The following is a 16,881-nucleotide window of genomic DNA, read 5'->3' as shown; positions in this document are numbered from 1 at the left end:
CGTTGTCACGCGGCAGGCTTTTCTGTCCCAGGCTGCCGGCCACAAGCCTTACTTGCAGTCATGGCTGAAACGCTTCAGACTCGAGCCAAGCCGCTATCACGGCGCATGGCGCAAAAACATTCAAAATTGCGACATAAATTTTCAATGGTGAGACATGAAAATTTGTGGGCATCGCTGTCGCTGTGCAACAATGGTTTTCCATGGCCACCGCAAAAAAGCTGGCGTTTGATCGGCGTGGATGGTAAGTGGTTGTTAAAAAAGAGATTTACCTCCGTTGAGAGGTGAACCTGGTGAGAATGTGTCTATGAAAACAGGTCTGTACCATCCCGAAGAATTCAAGGACAACTGTGGTTTTGGCCTGATCGCCCATATGACGGGCGAACCGAGCCACCACCTTCTGCAAACCGCCATGCAGGCACTGACCTGCATGACCCACCGCGGCGGTATCAACGCCGACGGCAAGACCGGTGACGGTTGCGGTCTGCTCATGCAGAAGCCCGATCAATTCCTGCGTGCCGTGGCCCAGGAGCACTTCGCCGTCGAGCTGCCCAAGCAGTACGCCGTCGGCATGGTGTTCTTCAACCAGGACCCGGTCAAAGCGGAAGCCGCCCGCGCCAACATGGACCGCGAAATCCTCGCTGCTGGCCTGAAACTGGTCGGCTGGCGCAAGGTGCCGATCGATACCAGCGTGCTCGGCCGCCTGGCCCTTGAGCGCCTGCCACAGATCGAGCAGGTGTTCATCGGCGGTGAAGGCCTGAGCGACCAGGAATTCGCCATCAAGCTGTTCAGTGCCCGTCGCCGTTCGTCCGTGGCCAACGCCCACGACGCCGACCACTACATCTGCAGCTTCTCGCACAAGACCATCATCTACAAAGGCCTGATGATGCCGCGCGATCTCGCGGCCTTCTACCCGGACCTGGGTGACGAGCGCCTGCAAACCGCGATCTGCGTGTTCCACCAGCGCTTCTCCACCAACACCCTGCCGAAATGGCCACTGGCGCAGCCGTTCCGCTTCCTCGCCCACAACGGCGAGATCAACACCATCACCGGCAACCGCAACTGGGCCATGGCCCGTCGCACCAAATTCGCCAACGACCTGATCCCCGACCTCGAAGAGCTCGGCCCGCTGGTCAACCGCGTCGGCTCCGACTCCTCTAGCATGGACAACATGCTGGAGCTGATGGTCACTGGCGGCATCGACCTGTTCCGTGGCGTGCGCATGCTGGTACCGCCAGCTTGGCAAAACGTCGAGACCATGGACGCCGACCTGCGTGCCTTCTACGAATACAACTCCATGCATATGGAGCCGTGGGATGGCCCGGCCGGTATCGTCATGACCGAAGGCCGCCATGCGGTGTGCCTGCTCGACCGTAACGGCCTGCGCCCGGCGCGCTGGGTGACCACCAAGAACGGCTACATCACCCTGGCGTCGGAAATCGGTGTATGGGACTACAAGCCCGAGGACGTCATCGCCAAGGGCCGCGTTGGCCCAGGCCAGATCTTCGCCGTGGACACCGAAACCGGCCAGATCCTCGACACCGACGCCATCGACAACCGCCTGAAGTCGCGCCACCCGTACAAGCGCTGGCTGCGTCAGCACGCCACGCGCATCCAGGCGACGCTGACCGATGACCAGGGCGTGGCCAGCTACGACGCCGACCAGCTCAAGCAGTACATGAAGATGTTCCAGGTCACCTTCGAAGAGCGTGACCAGGTGCTGCGCCCGCTCGGCGAGCAGGGCCAGGAAGCGGTCGGCTCGATGGGTGACGACACGCCGATGGCCGTTCTGTCGCAGCGCGTGCGTTCGCCGTACGACTTCTTCCGCCAGCAGTTTGCCCAGGTGACCAACCCGCCGATCGACCCGCTGCGCGAAGCTATCGTCATGTCCCTGGAAATCTGCCTGGGCGCCGAACGCAACATCTTCCAGGAATCCCCCGAGCACGCTTCGCGGGTAATCCTCAGCTCGCCGGTCATCTCGCCCGCCAAGTGGCGTTCGCTGATGAACCTGGAGCGCGAAGGTTTCGACCGCCAGCTGATCGACCTCAACTATGAAGAGAGCGTCGGCCTGGAAGCGGCCATCCGCAACATCGCCGACCAGGCTGAAGAAGCCGTGCGCGCTGGCAAGACCCAGCTGGTGCTGAGCGACCGCTACATTGCCCCTGGCAAACTGCCGGTGCACGCCTCGCTGGCCGTTGGTGCGGTACACCACCGCCTGACCGAACAGGGCCTGCGTTGCGACAGCAACATCCTGGTGGAAACCGCCACCGCCCGCGACCCGCACCACTTCGCCGTGCTGCTGGGCTTCGGTGCCTCGGCCGTTTACCCGTACCTGGCCTATGAAGTGCTGGCTGACCTGATTCGTACCGGCGAAGTGCTGGGCGACCTGGACGAAGTCTTCAAGTACTACCGCAAGGGCATCTCCAAGGGCCTGCTGAAGATCCTGTCGAAGATGGGTATCTCCACCATTGCCTCGTACCGTGGTGCGCAGTTGTTCGAAGCCATCGGCCTGTCCGAGGAAGTGGTCGGCCTGAGCTTCAAGGGCGTTTCCAGCCGCATCAAGGGTGCGCGTTTCGCAGACCTGGAAAGCGACCAGAAGCTGCTGGCAGCCGAAGCCTGGAGCGCGCGCAAGCCGATCCAGCAAGGCGGCCTGTTGAAGTTCGTTCACGGTGGCGAGTACCACGCCTACAACCCGGATGTGGTCAACACCCTGCAGGCTGCCGTGCAGCAGGGCGACTATGCCAAGTTCAAGGAATACACCACGCTGGTCGACCAGCGCCCGGTGTCGATGATCCGCGACCTGCTGAAGGTGAAAGTGGCTGACCAGCCGCTGCCGCTGGAGCAGATCGAGCCGCTGGAGGCGATCCTCAAACGCTTCGACTCCGCCGGTATTTCGCTGGGTGCACTGTCGCCGGAGGCTCACGAAGCGCTGGCCGAGGCGATGAACCGCCTGGGCGCGCGTTCCAACTCTGGCGAGGGCGGTGAAGACCCTGCGCGCTACGGCACCATCAAGAGCTCGAAGATCAAACAGGTGGCCACCGGCCGCTTTGGCGTGACCCCGGAGTACCTGGTCAACGCCGAAGTGCTGCAGATCAAGGTTGCCCAGGGCGCCAAGCCCGGTGAAGGCGGCCAGCTGCCAGGCGGCAAGGTCAACGGCCTGATCGCCAAGCTGCGTTACGCGGTACCGGGCGTAACCCTGATCTCGCCACCGCCGCACCACGACATCTACTCGATCGAAGACCTGGCCCAGCTGATCTACGACCTCAAGCAGGTCAACCCGCAGGCCCTGGTTTCGGTCAAGCTGGTGGCAGAAGCCGGCGTCGGCACCATCGCCGCCGGTGTGGCCAAGGCCTATGCCGACCTGATCACCATCTCCGGCTACGACGGTGGTACCGGTGCTTCGCCGCTGACCTCGATCAAGTACGCCGGCGCCCCATGGGAGCTGGGCCTGGCCGAGACCCACCAGACCCTGCGCGGCAACGACCTGCGCGGCAAGGTACGGGTACAGACCGACGGCGGCCTGAAGACTGGCCTGGACGTGATCAAGGCAGCCATCCTCGGCGCCGAAAGCTTCGGCTTCGGTACCGCGCCGATGATCGCCCTGGGCTGCAAGTACCTGCGCATCTGCCACCTGAACAACTGCGCTACCGGCGTGGCCACCCAGAACGACAAGCTGCGCAAGGACCATTACATCGGCACCGTCGACATGGTGATCAACTTCTTCACCTTCGTCGCCGAAGAAACCCGTGAGTGGCTGGCCAAGCTGGGCGTACGCAGCCTCGGCGAGCTGATCGGCCGTACCGACCTGCTCGACGTGCTGCCAGGCGACACCGAGCGCCAGCAGTACCTGGACCTGACGCCGCTGCTGGGCAGCTCGCACATCCCGGCTGACAAGCCGCAGTTCTGCGAAGTCGACAAGAACCCACCATTCGACCAGGGCGAGCTGGCCGAGAAGATGGTGGAAATGGCCATGCCGGCCATCCGCGACCAGGCCGGTGGCGAGTTCAGCCTCGACATCTGCAACTGCGACCGCTCGATCGGTGCGCGGGTCTCGGGTGAAATCGCCCGCCTGCACGGCAACCAGGGCATGGCCGCGGCACCGATCACCTTCCGCTTCAAGGGCACTGCGGGCCAGAGCTTCGGCGTGTGGAACGCTGGTGGCCTGAACCTGCACCTGGAAGGCGATGCCAACGACTACGTCGGCAAGGGCATGACCGGTGGCAAGGTCACCATCGTGCCGCCAGCCGGCAGCCCGTTCGAAACCCAGCACAGCGCCATCGTCGGCAACACCTGCCTGTATGGCGCCACTGGCGGCAAACTGTTCGCCGCCGGTACTGCTGGCGAGCGCTTCGCTGTACGTAACTCCGGCGCCCACGCTGTTGTCGAGGGCACTGGCGATCACTGCTGTGAGTACATGACCGGCGGCTTTGTCTGTGTGCTGGGCAAGACCGGTTACAACTTCGGTTCTGGCATGACTGGCGGCTTCGCCTACGTGCTCGACATGGACAATACCTTCGTTGACAAGCTCAACCATGAGCTGGTGGAAATCCAGCGTATCAGTGGTGAAGCGATGGAGGCCTACCGCAGCCACCTGGCGCGGGTCCTTGCCGAGTACGTGGAAGAGACCGGCAGCGAGTGGGGGCGTGAGCTCTCGGAGAACCTGGACGACTACGTGCGGCGCTTCTGGCTGGTCAAGCCGAAGGCAGCCAACCTGAAGCAACTGCTGTCCAGCACCCGTGCCAACCCGCAGTAACAACAGCTGCAAGTGACGGCCCCGTGCGCGGGGCCCGTCGTGCTCAAGTGATCGTCTTGCAGCTTGCAGCCTGAGGCTGGCAACTGCGGTAAAGAGGTTTTGAAAAATGGCTGAACGTCTGAACAACGACTTCCAGTTCATCGAAGTGGGCCGCAAGGACCCGAAGAAAAAGCTGCTGCGCCAGCGCAAGAAGGAGTTCGTGGAAATCTACGAGCCGTTCAAGCCGCAGCAGTCCGTGGAGCAGGCGCACCGCTGCCTGGGCTGCGGTAACCCGTATTGCGAATGGAAGTGCCCGGTACACAACTTCATCCCCAACTGGCTGAAGCTGGTTTCCGAAGGCAACATCCTGGCTGCGGCGGAGCTGTCGCACCAGACCAATACCCTGCCGGAAGTGTGCGGCCGCGTATGCCCGCAGGACCGTCTGTGCGAGGGTGCCTGCACCCTGAACGACGGCTTCGGTGCGGTGACCATCGGCTCGGTGGAGAAGTACATCACCGACACCGCCTTCGCCATGGGCTGGCGCCCGGACATGTCCAAGGTCAAGCCAACCGGCAAGCGCGTCGCCATCATCGGTGCAGGCCCGGCCGGCCTGGGCTGTGCCGACGTGCTGGTACGTGCCGGCGTGACCCCGGTGGTGTTCGACCGCAACCCGGAAATCGGCGGCCTGCTGACCTTCGGTATTCCCGAGTTCAAGCTGGAAAAGACCGTGCTCAGCAACCGCCGTGAAGTGTTCACCGGCATGGGCATCGAGTTCCGCCTGAACACCGAGGTGGGCAAGGACGTGACCATGGAGCAACTGCTCGCCGAGTACGACGCGGTGTTCATGGGCATGGGTACCTACACCTACATGAAGGGCGGCTTCCCGGGCGAGGACCTGCCGGGCGTGCATGATGCGCTGGACTTCCTGATCGCCAACGTCAACCGCAACCTGGGCTTCGAGAAGTCGCCGGAGGACTTCGTCGACATGCAGGGCAAGAAGGTGGTGGTATTGGGCGGTGGTGACACCGCGATGGACTGCAACCGCACCTCGATCCGCCAGGGCGCCAAGTCGGTGACCTGCGCCTATCGCCGTGACGAGGCCAACATGCCGGGTTCGCGTCGTGAGGTGAAGAACGCCAAGGAAGAGGGCGTGAAGTTCCTCTACAACCGCCAGCCTATCGCCATTGTCGGCGAGGACAAGGTCGAAGGCGTGAAGGTGGTCGAGACCCGTCTCGGCGAGCCGGATGCCCGTGGCCGCCGCAGCCCGGAGCCGATCCCGGGGTCTGAAGAGATTCTGCCGGCCGATGCCGTGGTCATCGCCTTCGGCTTCCGCCCAAGCCCGGCGCCTTGGTTCGAGCAGCATGGCATCCAACTGGACAGCCAGGGCCGCGTGGTTGCACCGGAGAAAGGCAAGTTCAAGCACCAGACCAGCAACCCGAAAGTGTTTGCCGGCGGCGACATGGTGCGTGGGTCGGACCTGGTGGTGACGGCTATCTTCGAAGGGCGTACTGCTGCTGAAGGCATTCTGGACTACCTGGAAGTCTGATTGATTGTCGGGGCCGCTTCGCGGCCCATCGCGACACAAGGCCGCTCCTACAGGGGATCGCGTACTTCCTGTAGGAGCGGCCTTGTGTCGCGACGGGCTGCAAGCAGCCCCAAAGGCATTTTTGTATACAAAAATCCTTGATCCATGGCATCCAATAGACAAAACGCATGGCCTTGACCGTGCCTTTTGCGCTGGCGTCTGAGAAAATGCCCGCACTATTTTTCCGGATGCCGACATGACTGCCCTGAAGAACGATCGTTTCCTGCGTGCACTGCTCAAGCAACCCGTAGACGTCACCCCGGTGTGGATGATGCGCCAGGCCGGCCGCTACCTGCCGGAGTACCGCGCCAGCCGCGCCAAGGCCGGTGACTTCATGAGCCTGTGCATGAACCCGCAGTTCGCCTGCGAGGTCACCCTGCAGCCGCTGGACCGCTACCCGCTGGACGCGGCGATCCTGTTCTCGGACATCCTCACCATCCCCGATGCCATGGGCCTGGGCCTGTACTTCGAAAGCGGCGAAGGCCCGCGCTTCAAGAAGGTCATCAGCACCCCGGCCGACATCGAAGCGCTGCCAATCCCCGACCCGCAGAAAGACCTCGGCTACGTGATGGACGCGGTCAGCACCATCCGCCGCGAGCTCAACGGCCGCGTGCCGCTTATCGGCTTCTCCGGCAGCCCGTGGACCCTGGCCACCTACATGGTCGAAGGCGGTTCGTCGAAGGACTTCCGCAAGACCAAGGCCATGGCCTACGACAACCCGCAGGCCCTGCACCTGCTGCTGGAAAAGCTGGCCCAGTCGGTCACCAGCTACCTCAACGGCCAGATCCTCGCTGGTGCCCAGGCCGTGCAGATTTTCGACACCTGGGGCGGCAACCTGTCGGCGGCGGCCTACCAGGAGTTCTCCCTGGCCTACATGCGCAAGATCGTCAGCGGCCTGATCCGCGAGCACGAGGGGCGCAAGGTGCCGGTGATCCTGTTCACCAAGAACGGCGGCCTGTGGCTGGAAAGCATCGCCGAAGCCGGTGCCGACGCGCTGGGCCTGGACTGGACCTGCGAGATCGGCGATGCTCGCCGCCGCGTGGGTGACAAGGTGGCGCTGCAGGGCAACATGGACCCGACCGTGCTGTACGCCAAGCCCGAGGCCATCCGCAAGGAAGTGGCGCGTATCCTGGCCAGCTATGGCCACGGCACGGGCCATGTGTTCAACCTGGGCCACGGCATCACACCGGAAGTCGACCCGGAGCACGCTGGCGTGTTCATCAACGCCGTGCATGAGCTGTCGGCGCAATACCATCAGTGAGTCGATCGCTGAACACGAAGCCCGGCCATGTGTCGGGCTTTTTGTTCATTAAGTTTTAATTCAGTGATCGTCGTTAATCTGGTCCCATCGAAACCGAAACAGGACCTGATCCTCATGAAAGCACGTTACCTTGCGATGATTCTTGCCCCCTTGTTCAGCACTGCCGCCCTGGCTGCCGGCTACACCGGCCCCGGCGCCCAGTCGGTCACCACCGTAGCTGCGGCCAATGATGCTGCCGACGACACCCCAGTGCTGCTGCAAGGCTTCGTGACCAAGAAGATCAACAACGACGACAAGTACGAGTTCAAGGACAACACCGGCACCATCACCGTGGAAATCGATGATGAAGACCTGCCGCCGACGCCGTTCAACGACAAGACCAAGGTCAAGCTGACCGGTGAGGTGGAGAAGCACCTGATGAGCCGGGAAGTGGATGTGGATATGGTCGAGATCATCAACTGATCCGAGATTTTGGGGCTGCTTTGCAGCCCATCGCGACACAAGGCCGCTCCTACAGGGAATCGCGTTCCGCTGTAGTAGCGGCCTTTTGTCGTGATGGGGTTCAGCCCGATTTCGGTGGCAACTTGCTCAGGTGCAGCGCCACCAGCAACGCCACCGCCAGCAGGCTGCCAATGAACAGCCCGATGCCATTCCAGCCCCACTGGTGCCAGAACACCCCGCCCGCCGTACCGGCCACGCTCGACCCGGCGTAATAGCTGAACAGGTACAACGACGACGCCTGTCCCTTGGCCTTCAAAGCCCTGCGGCCGATCCAGCTGCTGGCCACCGAGTGCGCGCCAAAAAAGCCGAAGGTGAACACCAGCATACCGACGATCACCATCACCAGCGGGCTGGCCAGGGTCATCAGCAAGCCGCCCGCCATCACCACGATACTGGCCCAGAACACTTTGCGCCGGCCCAGTTTATCCGCCAGTGCACCGACCTGCGCCGAGCTGTAGATGCCCGACAGGTAAACCACCGACAGCAAGCCGACCAGCGCCTGGTTCATGTGATACGGCTCGGCCAGCAGGCGGTAGCCGATGTAGTTGAACAGGGTGACGAAGGCTCCCATCAGCAGGAAGGCTTCGAGGAACAACCAGGGCAGGCCGGCATCCCTGAAGTGCATGACGAACCCATCCAGCAGGCTGCGTGGGTTCATCGACTGCGGGCGGAAATTGCGCGATTCGGGCAGCACCTTCCAGAACACCAGCGCCGCCACCAGGGCCAGGCCGCCGATGGTCAGCATCGCCGTGTGCCAGCTGACGAAGTCGATCAGCACGCCGGTGATCAGGCGCCCGCTCATGCCGCCAATGGCGTTGCCGCCGATGTACAGGCCCATGGCCAGGCCGATGTGCTGCGGGTGGATCTCTTCGCTCAGGTAGGTCATCGCCACCGCCGCGAGGCCGCTCAGCGACAGGCCGACCAGAGCGCGGGTGGCCAGTACCAGCTCCCAGCTCGGCATCGCCGCGCTGGCCAGGGTGGAAAGGGCGGCGCAGGCCAGGGCAAACACCATCACCGGCTTGCGCCCGATGCGGTCGGAGATAGGGCCGGTGATCAGCAGGCCGAACGCCAGCATGGCTGTGGAGACCGACAGCACCAGGCTGCTCTGCGCCGCATTGATGGCAAATTCCTTCGACAGCAACGGCATCATCGGCTGCACGCAGTACAGCAGGGCGAAGGTGGCGAAGCCGCCGCTGAATAGCGCCAGCACGGTCTTCATGAAGGCGGGGGTGCCTTTTTCGATCCACATTTCGTTCAGCGGGGCAGGTTCTGGCTCGGCGGGAAGGGGAGCTACAGCAGTTTTCACGGGCGGGTACCTCTGGCGCAATGAAAAAAGCATATAGCTGGCTAATGATTAGATCCAATATATTGTTCGACCTATTTGAGACGTTATACGACCTGTTTGGAGCTGATCATGGAACTGCGCCATCTGCGTTACTTCATCGCCGTGGCCGAAGAGCTGCATTTTGGCCGCGCTGCCCAGCAGCTGGGCATTTCGCAGCCACCCTTGAGTCAGCAGATCCAGGCGCTGGAGCAGGAGCTGGGGGCCCGGCTGTTCGAGCGTACCAACCGTCGGGTCGAGCTGAGCGAGGCGGGGCGGTTGTTCCTCGAGGAAGCCCGCCAGGTGCTGGCGCAGGTGGAAAAGGCCGCCGATGTCGCCCGGCGTGCGCAGTTGGGGGAGCTGGGGGAGATGAAGATCGGCTTTACCTCCTCGGCACCGTTTACTTCGAAGATACCCAAGGCCATCCACGCCTTCCGCAAGCGTTTCCCGGCGGTACACCTGAACCTCAAGGAAATGAGCAGTCGCGACGTCGCAGAAGGGGTGTTCGACGAGTCCATCGAGGTCGGGCTGATGCGGCCGATGCCGCTGCCGGAAGGGCTGGTGGCCACCGAGTTGTTTCGCGAGCCGCTGGTGGCAGTGATCAATGCCTCGCATCCATTGGCCGAAGGCACGGAACATGGCCTGCACATGGCCGCGCTGGCCCATGAGCCGTTCGTGTTCTTCCCGCGCAGCTATGGCAGCGGGTTGCACGCACAGTTGCTGAGCCTGGCGCGCCAGGCGGGTTTCAGCCCGCATTTTGCCCAGGAGGCGGGGGAGGCGATGACCATCATCGGGCTGGTATCGGCAGGGCTTGGGGTATCGGTGCTGCCGGCGTCGTTCCAGCGTATGCGCATCGAGGGGGTGGTTTATCGCACGCTGCTGGATGAAGGGGCGATGTCGGCGGTGTGGCTGGTGCAGCGCGAGCATGGTGGGTCGGCGATGGCACGGGCATTTGCCGAGTTGCTCACGGGGCAGGTGGTTGGCGGGGGCAGTGTAGTTGCCTGATCGGGCCCCATCGCCGGCAAGCCAGCTCCCACAAGGGACGCACATGGCTTGAGGCTTATGCGGTCGGTGTGGGAGCCGGCTTGCCGGCGATAGGGCCAGGGCAGGCAGCACAAGGCTGTTGTTCCGGGCAAATGGCACTGGTCATTGCCGCAGCGGCGCCACATACTCGGGCATTCGTTGATACACGGAGGTCAATCATGCGGCGCGTGGTGTTCAATCAGAAAGGTGGTGTGGGCAAGTCGAGCATCGCTTGCAACCTGGCGGCTGTGAGCGCCAGCGAAGGTTATCGGACCCTGCTGATCGACCTGGATGCCCAGGCCAACTCGACCCAGTACCTGACTGGCCTGACCGGCGACGATATCCCCATGGGCATCGCCGACTTCTTCAAGCAAAGCCTGTCCAGCGGGCCGTTCAGCAAGAAGAACCAGGTCGATATCTACGAAACCCCGTTCGACAACTTGCACGTGGTCACCGCCACGGCCGAGCTGGCCGATCTGCAGCCGAAGCTTGAGGCGAAGCACAAGATCAACAAGCTGCGTAAGTTGCTCGACGAACTGGACGAGGACTACGAGCGCATTTACATCGATACACCGCCAGCGCTGAACTTCTATGCGGTTTCCGCACTGATCGCCGCCGATCGCGTGCTGATTCCTTTCGACTGCGACAGCTTCTCGCGCCAGGCACTGTATGGCCTGCTGGCTGAGATCGAAGAGCTCAAGGACGACCACAACGAAGACCTGGTGGTCGAAGGCATCGTGGTCAACCAGTTCCAGTCCCGTGCCAGCCTGCCACAGCAGATGCTCGACGAGCTGCTGGCCGAAGGGCTCCCGGTGCTACCGGTGTACCTGGGCAGCTCGGTGAAGATGCGTGAGTCGCACCATGCCAGCCTTCCGCTGATTCACCTGGAGCCCAGGCACAAGCTGACCCAGCAGTTTGTCGAGTTGCATTCGCTACTAGAAGAGAACGCTTAAACCCCCTGGCTACGCAACCACTCCAGCAACGACTGGAGTGGAAACGCCCCGGCCTGACGGCTGACTTCACGGCCATTCTTGAACAGCAGCAGGCTGGGGATAGAGCGGATGCCCAGTTGCCCGGCCAGGTTGCGGTTGGCTTCGCTGTCGAGCTTGGCCAGGCGGCAGCGGCCGGCCAGTTGGCGGGCGGCCTGTTCGAAGGTGGGGGCGAAGGATTTACACGGGCCGCACCAGTCGGCCCAGATGTCGACCAGCAGTGGCAGGTCGCCTTTGATCTGGTTGGCGTAGCTGGCTTCGGTGAGTTCGAAGGGAGTGCTCAGCAGCACGTCCTGTTTGCAGCGGCCGCATTTCGGCGCGTCGCCCAGGCGCTCGGCGGGCAGGCGGTTGAGGCCGTTGCAGTGGGGGCAGGGGATTACCAGTGGTTCGGACATGTCGTTTCCTTGAGGTTTTTGGGGCTGCTTTGCAGCCCATCGCGACACAAGGCCGCTCCTACAGGAGTCCGCGTACCCTTGTAGGAGCGGCCTTGTGTCGCGATGGGCCGCGCAGCGGTCCCAGGATTCATGATGAGCAGCTGATTTCCAGGTGCTTGCCCCATTCCGGCGGGCGTTCGGCATAGCCCTGCATCCCGGCCTGCTCCTCGAACGGTTTGCTCAACACCTGATGCAGCCGTCGCACTTCACTGTAATCCCCCGCTTCGGCCGCTTCGATGGCTTTCTGTGCCAGGTAGTTGCGCAGCACATACAGCGGGTTCACCGCATGCATGCGCTCACGCCGCCCTTCGGCATTATCCGCTTCGCGCTCGCAGCGGGCCAGGTAGTCCGCCCCCCAGGCATCGAAACCGGCCAGGTCGATGAAATCGTCACGCACCATCTTCAGCGCCTCGGCCACGGGCTGATCGCCCAACTTGCGGAAGAACAGGCTGTAGTCCACACCACCGCTCTGCATGCGCTGCAGCAGGCGCTCGACCAACGCCATGTCGTCTTCTTCAGCGGTGGTCAGGCCCAGGCGGCGGCGCATCAGGTCCAGGTAGTGTGCCTGGTACAGCGGCAGGAACAGGCCCAGCGCCTCCTTGAGCGGTTCGACTTCGATCACCGTGGTCAGCGCCTGGGCCAGCGCACTGAGGTTCCAGTGAGCGATCGGTACCTGGTTGGCGTAGCTGTAGCGGCCACGGTCGTCGGAGTGGTTGCAGATGAAGTTGGCGTCGAAGTCGTCGAGGAAGGCGTACGGGCCGAAGTCGAAGGTGATGCCGAGGATCGACATGTTGTCGGTGTTCATCACCCCGTGGCAGAAACCATAGGCCTGCCAACGGGCGATCAGCTCGGCATTGCGCTCGACGATGGTGCGGAACATGGCCAGGTAGGGCTGTTCGGCGTCGCGGCATTCCGGATAGTGCTGCTCCAGCACATGGTCGATCAGCACCCGCTGCTGTTCTGGTTGCCTGGTGTAGTAGAAGTATTCGAAATGCCCGAAGCGCACATGGCTTTGCGCCAGGCGGGTGAGCATGGCCGCACTTTCGCGGGTTTCGCGCCAAACCGGGGTGCTCGAGCCGATCACGCACAGTGCCCGGCTGCTGGGAATGCCCAGGGCGTGCAGAGCCTCGGAGGCGAGGAACTCGCGGATCGAGGAACGCAGCACGGCGCGGCCGTCGCCCATGCGCGAGTAGGGCGTCTGGCCGGCGCCCTTGAGGTGCAGGTCCCAGTGCTCGCCCTGGTCATTCAGCACTTCGGCCAGCAGCAGGCCGCGGCCATCACCCAGGCGTGGGTTGTAGGAGCCGAACTGATGGCCGGAATAGACCATCGCCCGCGGGTCGGCCTCTTCCCATAGCTTGTGGCCGCTGAACAGCTCGGCGAAAACCGGCAGCTCTGCCTGGGCTGGGTCGAGGTCGAGCAGCGCCATGGCCGACTCGCTCGCTACCACCAGGCGTGGGTCTGCGATGGGTTCGGGCAGGACCTGGGTGGAGAACGCGTCGCCCAGGCGGGCGAAGCGATTGTCGAAGGTGAGTTGGTCGAGGGCTTTCACGGGCTGCTCCTGGAAGTCGGTACCTAGGGGGCCGCTTTGCGGCCCATCGCCGGCAAGCCAGCTCCCACAGGGGATGTGCAGGGCTTGGGTGCGGCACGGTCACTGTGGGAGCTGGCTTGCCGGCGATCGAGGGCGAAGCCCTCGCAGGCATTCTGGGCGTTCATGCTCTATGGAGTCCACTCACACAGGGTGAGTGCCATCCGGTTTCGGCTGCTCCACCGGAATCAGCTGCTGTTTGCCGCCCTTCGGATCCATCAGAAACACCTCGACCTGGCGCACCGAGATCTTGATGTTGTGCGCCTTGAACTCGCGGTTGATGTAGCGGTTGATCTCGTCCAGCGTCGGGTTGCGGTCGCCCAGGTCGCGTACGTGCATGCGCAGCTCGTGGTCCAGTGAGCTCTCGCCGAAGTTGAGGAAGTACACGATCGGCTCCGGGTCCTTGAGCACGCGTGGGTTTTCGTGAGCACCCTTGAGCAGCAGGTCGCGCACCAGGTCCAGGTCGGAGCCATAGTCGATGCCCAGCTTCAGCGTTACCCGGGTGACCGTGTCGGTCAGCGACCAGTTGATCAGCTGGCCGGTGATGAAGGTCTTGTTGGGGACGATGATGTCCTTGCGGTCGAAGTCGGTGATGGTGGTGGCGCGGATGCGGATCTTGCTCACCGTGCCCGACAGGTTGCCGATGGTGATGGTGTCGCCAATCCGTACCGGGCGCTCGAACAGGATCATGATGCCGGAGATGAAGTTGGCGAAGATCTCCTGCATACCGAAGCCCAGGCCCACCGACAGCGCGGCCACCAGCCATTGCAGCTTGTCCCAGCTGACACCCAGGGTCGACAGGGTGCTGACGATACCGATACCGACGATGGTGTACGACAACAGCGTGGTGGTGGCGTAGGCACTGCCCTGGGCCAGGTTCAGGCGTGACAGCACCAGCACTTCCAGCAGGCCCGGCAAGTTGCCGGCCAGGGCAAAGGTGATGCCGACGATTACCAGTGCGCCCAGCAGGTCGCCGAGGCTGATCGGCACCATGCTGGCGGCGGCGCCGGTGCCGCTGGTGTATTCGTAGAGGACGAAGTTGTTGAGGTAGGCGAACACCGAGATCAGGTCCGACCACACCCAGTACAGGCCCGCGATGAAGCCGCCAAGCAGGGCCAGGCGGATCAGGCGCAGTGACTGCTGGTTGACCTGTTCGATGTCCAGCGCTGGTTCTTCGGTGATGACTTCGCCATCCAGCCCTTCCTTGGCCGCCGCCCGCTTGCTCAGCGCGCGCTGGTAGGCCAGGCGCCGTGCCGCCACCGACAGGCCACGTACGAACGCGGCTTCGATCACCAGCCAGAACAGCAGCAGGTACAAGGTATAGATCAGCCGGTCGGTAAGTTTCAGCGCGGTGTAGTAGTAGCCGAAGCACACGGCCACGAACAGGGCGATGGGCAGGGCGGTGAAGGCCACACCCACGGCCTTGCGGAACAGCGAGGTATCGCGGTGCGCCGGGCTGCTGAGCAGCAGGCGGCTGAGCAGCCAGGCCATCAGTGCGTAGCAGGTCAGTACCACGCCGATACCCAACACATCATCGGCCAGCGCCGAAGGCTGATGCTCGGCCACCGCCACCACACCGACCAGTGCCAGCACCACGGTGCCCAGGCGGCGCACCCAGCCGCGCAGGAACTCGACCTGCGGCTTGTGCCAGCGGAAGTGGATTTCCGCCACTCCGCCCGGGGCGAGGATGCGGTAGGCGGTGTAGAACACCAGCCAGGCCTGGGCCAGTTGCCAGAGGGCTGCACCAAGGTTGGCGTTCTGCCCGCGGGCGTCGATCTGCAGGGCGTAGCTGCACAGGGCCAGGCCCAGGCTGACGGGCATTGCCAGCAGGATGTTGATGAGGATCGCCTGGGGCGTGTGCCACTGGCTGTCACGGCGGAAGTGGCCGATGTCCTGGTGCACCTTGCCCAGCCGTTGGTACAGGTATTTGCGCCGCCACAGCAGGGCGCCGATCACCAGCAGCAGCGGCAGGAACAGCAACGGGCGCTGGCTCAGGCCGTCGCCCAGCTCCTTCAGGCCCGAGCCCCACGGCAAGTTGGCCACCTGGTCGGCCAGGCGTTCCGGCACATAGCGCAGCCAGTCCCAGTCCAGCGGCTTGTTGCTGGGGATCCAGAACATTTGCTCGTCGAGGGTGGTGCGCAGGCTCTGGGCGGTGCCCAGCAGCTGCTTCTGGTTGAGCTGCAGGGTGATCGATTCGTTGAGCAGTGCCGACAACTCGCGGTTCAGCCGCTCCAGCAGGTCGCTGCGGGTAATCGCCACTTCCAGCAGGGCCTTGCGCAGCTGTGGTGTCACATCTTCCTGTGGTTGGGCAGCCAGCAGCTTGTCGACGTAGGTGACCGGGCTGCTCATCTGCTCGCGTTGCTGGTTGACCTCGAACTGGTACAGGCGGGTGTCAGCGATCTGGTCGGCCAGGTCGCGATCGACCTTCAGGTGCGGCAGGGTCTGCTTCTGCTTGTAGAGGATCTTCGACAGCAGCAGGCTGCCCTTGAGCACGTTGATCTGCTCGTCCAGCGCCTGGTCGGCTTGGGTCAGGCTGTCCAGTTGCTGCTTGGTGCGCAGGTTCTGCTGGGTCAGTTCGTTGAGGCGGTCGGTACTTTTCAGCAGGTAGTCGGAAAGCTTGAGGTTGACCGCACTTTCGGTGGCCAGCAGGCTGCTGCCGCCGGCTTTCTGGGCCTCGATCGATTGCTGGGTGACCGCTTCCTGGGACTGGGCCAGGCGCTTGTCGTTGATCAGGGTCTGCAGGTCCTGAATTTCCTGCTCCAGGCGCGCGGCCCGTTCGATCAGCAGGTCGTGGCGGGCGTTGCCCAGATCTTGCAGTAGGCTGTTGCCGGCCAGCTCCTGGCGGCGCAGCAGGGTCAGCGCGTTGAGCGAGGCCAGTTCGGCATTCAACTGGTTGCGCTGGTCGGTGTTGATCGGTTTGCCGGCGTCCTTGCCGGTCTTGAGGATGCTGTTGATCTGCTGGGTGCGCGCCTGGCTGTTGCTGATTTCGGCCTGGGCGCGTTCCGGGCGGGTCTGCGAGTTGATGATCAGGCTGTTGGCTTCGGACAACGCCTTCTGCAGCTCGCCCTGCAGGGTGCTGCGCTCGCTGAGCATCTGCTCCAGTTGCGGCACGGAAAGGGCGGCATAACGCTGGGCTACCGGCTGTGGCTTGGTTTCCTTGAGCCTGGCCAGTTCGCGCTGGCTGTCGCTGGTTTCTTTCGGCGCGCCGGTCAGCTCCTGCTTCAGCGCGGCGAGTTTCTTCTCATTGTCTTCCTTGCTGGCGAGCAGGCTGAGGGTTTGCTCCAGCACCTGCTGCAGGGCTTTCTGCTCGGCCTCGGGCAGTTTGCGCTCGGCGATCTTGTCGAGGCTGTTCTGGATGCTGGCGGTGGTCGGGGCTTCTGCTGCCGTGGCTGCAAAAGAGAGAGACAGGCACAGCCCGAACAGGGCTGTGCGGAGGTACACGCGCAGGGACAT

10 protein-coding genes are annotated in these 16,881 nt (G+C 63.2%); 6 read left to right on the top strand and 4 right to left on the bottom strand.

Annotated elements, in window-relative coordinates; translation table 11 throughout:
• Window positions 1-304 precede the first annotated feature (304 nt).
• The 4 genes from gltB (at window position 305) to GEV38_RS25625 (ending at window position 8,037) form a co-directional block, all read left to right on the top strand.
• Entirely contained in the window at window positions 305-4,750 is a 4,446-nt protein-coding gene (gltB, locus tag GEV38_RS25640; RefSeq protein WP_013974600.1) for a glutamate synthase large subunit, read from the top strand.
• 106 nt (window positions 4,751-4,856) lie between these two features.
• The gene (locus GEV38_RS25635; protein ID WP_013974599.1) at window positions 4,857-6,275 is read left to right on the top strand and encodes an FAD-dependent oxidoreductase; all 1,419 of its coding nucleotides are present in this window, start codon (window positions 4,857-4,859) and stop codon (window positions 6,273-6,275) included.
• Between the two features lie 235 nt (window positions 6,276-6,510).
• A complete protein-coding gene (gene hemE, locus GEV38_RS25630) occupies window positions 6,511-7,575 on the top strand; it encodes a uroporphyrinogen decarboxylase (protein WP_015272132.1) in 1,065 nt (354 codons plus the stop codon).
• 114 nt (window positions 7,576-7,689) lie between these two features.
• Complete coding sequence (locus GEV38_RS25625) at window positions 7,690-8,037, top strand: YgiW/YdeI family stress tolerance OB fold protein (RefSeq protein WP_054572201.1); 348 nt, start codon at window positions 7,690-7,692, stop codon at window positions 8,035-8,037.
• A 100-nt stretch (window positions 8,038-8,137) separates the two neighbouring features.
• Here the strand turns inward: GEV38_RS25625 and GEV38_RS25620 are convergent, their stop codons facing one another.
• Window positions 8,138-9,325, bottom strand: a complete 1,188-nt coding sequence (locus tag GEV38_RS25620; protein WP_015272130.1) for an MFS transporter — start codon at window positions 9,323-9,325, stop codon at window positions 8,138-8,140.
• A gap of 165 nt (window positions 9,326-9,490) precedes the next feature.
• Between GEV38_RS25620 and GEV38_RS25615 the strand changes: the two genes are divergently transcribed.
• Together GEV38_RS25615 and GEV38_RS25610 are read left to right on the top strand one after the other, a co-directional pair.
• Entirely contained in the window at window positions 9,491-10,402 is a 912-nt protein-coding gene (locus GEV38_RS25615) for a LysR family transcriptional regulator (protein ID WP_015272129.1), read from the top strand.
• A 197-nt stretch (window positions 10,403-10,599) separates the two neighbouring features.
• The gene (locus GEV38_RS25610; protein WP_013974594.1) at window positions 10,600-11,373 is read left to right on the top strand and encodes a ParA family protein; all 774 of its coding nucleotides are present in this window, start codon (window positions 10,600-10,602) and stop codon (window positions 11,371-11,373) included.
• On the opposite strand, the gene trxC is transcribed toward GEV38_RS25610, so the two are convergent.
• From trxC to mscK, 3 genes are all read right to left on the bottom strand, one after another.
• Window positions 11,370-11,804, bottom strand: a complete 435-nt coding sequence (trxC, locus tag GEV38_RS25605; RefSeq protein WP_015272128.1) for a thioredoxin TrxC — start codon at window positions 11,802-11,804, stop codon at window positions 11,370-11,372. The two genes, GEV38_RS25610 and trxC, sit on opposite strands and share 4 nt — an antisense overlap.
• Window positions 11,805-11,931: 127 nt before the next feature.
• The gene (gene selO / locus GEV38_RS25600) at window positions 11,932-13,392 is read right to left on the bottom strand and encodes a protein adenylyltransferase SelO (protein ID WP_054572200.1); all 1,461 of its coding nucleotides are present in this window, start codon (window positions 13,390-13,392) and stop codon (window positions 11,932-11,934) included.
• A 180-nt stretch (window positions 13,393-13,572) separates the two neighbouring features.
• Window positions 13,573-16,881, bottom strand: coding sequence for a mechanosensitive channel MscK (mscK, locus tag GEV38_RS25595; RefSeq protein WP_015272126.1), 3,309 nt, complete (start codon window positions 16,879-16,881; stop codon window positions 13,573-13,575).

The sequence above is a fragment of the Pseudomonas sp. 13159349 genome (genome assembly GCF_013305685.1).
Taxonomy (GTDB): domain Bacteria; phylum Pseudomonadota; class Gammaproteobacteria; order Pseudomonadales; family Pseudomonadaceae; genus Aquipseudomonas; species Aquipseudomonas asiatica.
The sequence above is the reverse complement of the archived record's forward strand: the minus strand, read 5'-3'. Positions and strand labels throughout refer to the sequence as shown.

Coding starts and splice junctions, on each gene's coding strand:
- GEV38_RS25625 (WP_054572201.1), top strand. CDS start 7,690: ATGAAAGCACGTTACCTTGCGATGATTCTTGCCCCCTTGTTCAGCACT.
- GEV38_RS25635 (WP_013974599.1), top strand. CDS start 4,857: ATGGCTGAACGTCTGAACAACGACTTCCAGTTCATCGAAGTGGGCCGC.
- GEV38_RS25615 (WP_015272129.1), top strand. CDS start 9,491: ATGGAACTGCGCCATCTGCGTTACTTCATCGCCGTGGCCGAAGAGCTG.
- mscK (WP_015272126.1), bottom strand. CDS start 16,881: ATGTCCCTGCGCGTGTACCTCCGCACAGCCCTGTTCGGGCTGTGCCTG.
- gltB (WP_013974600.1), top strand. CDS start 305: ATGAAAACAGGTCTGTACCATCCCGAAGAATTCAAGGACAACTGTGGT.
- GEV38_RS25620 (WP_015272130.1), bottom strand. CDS start 9,325: ATGTGGATCGAAAAAGGCACCCCCGCCTTCATGAAGACCGTGCTGGCG.
- GEV38_RS25610 (WP_013974594.1), top strand. CDS start 10,600: ATGCGGCGCGTGGTGTTCAATCAGAAAGGTGGTGTGGGCAAGTCGAGC.
- hemE (WP_015272132.1), top strand. CDS start 6,511: ATGACTGCCCTGAAGAACGATCGTTTCCTGCGTGCACTGCTCAAGCAA.
- trxC (WP_015272128.1), bottom strand. CDS start 11,804: ATGTCCGAACCACTGGTAATCCCCTGCCCCCACTGCAACGGCCTCAAC.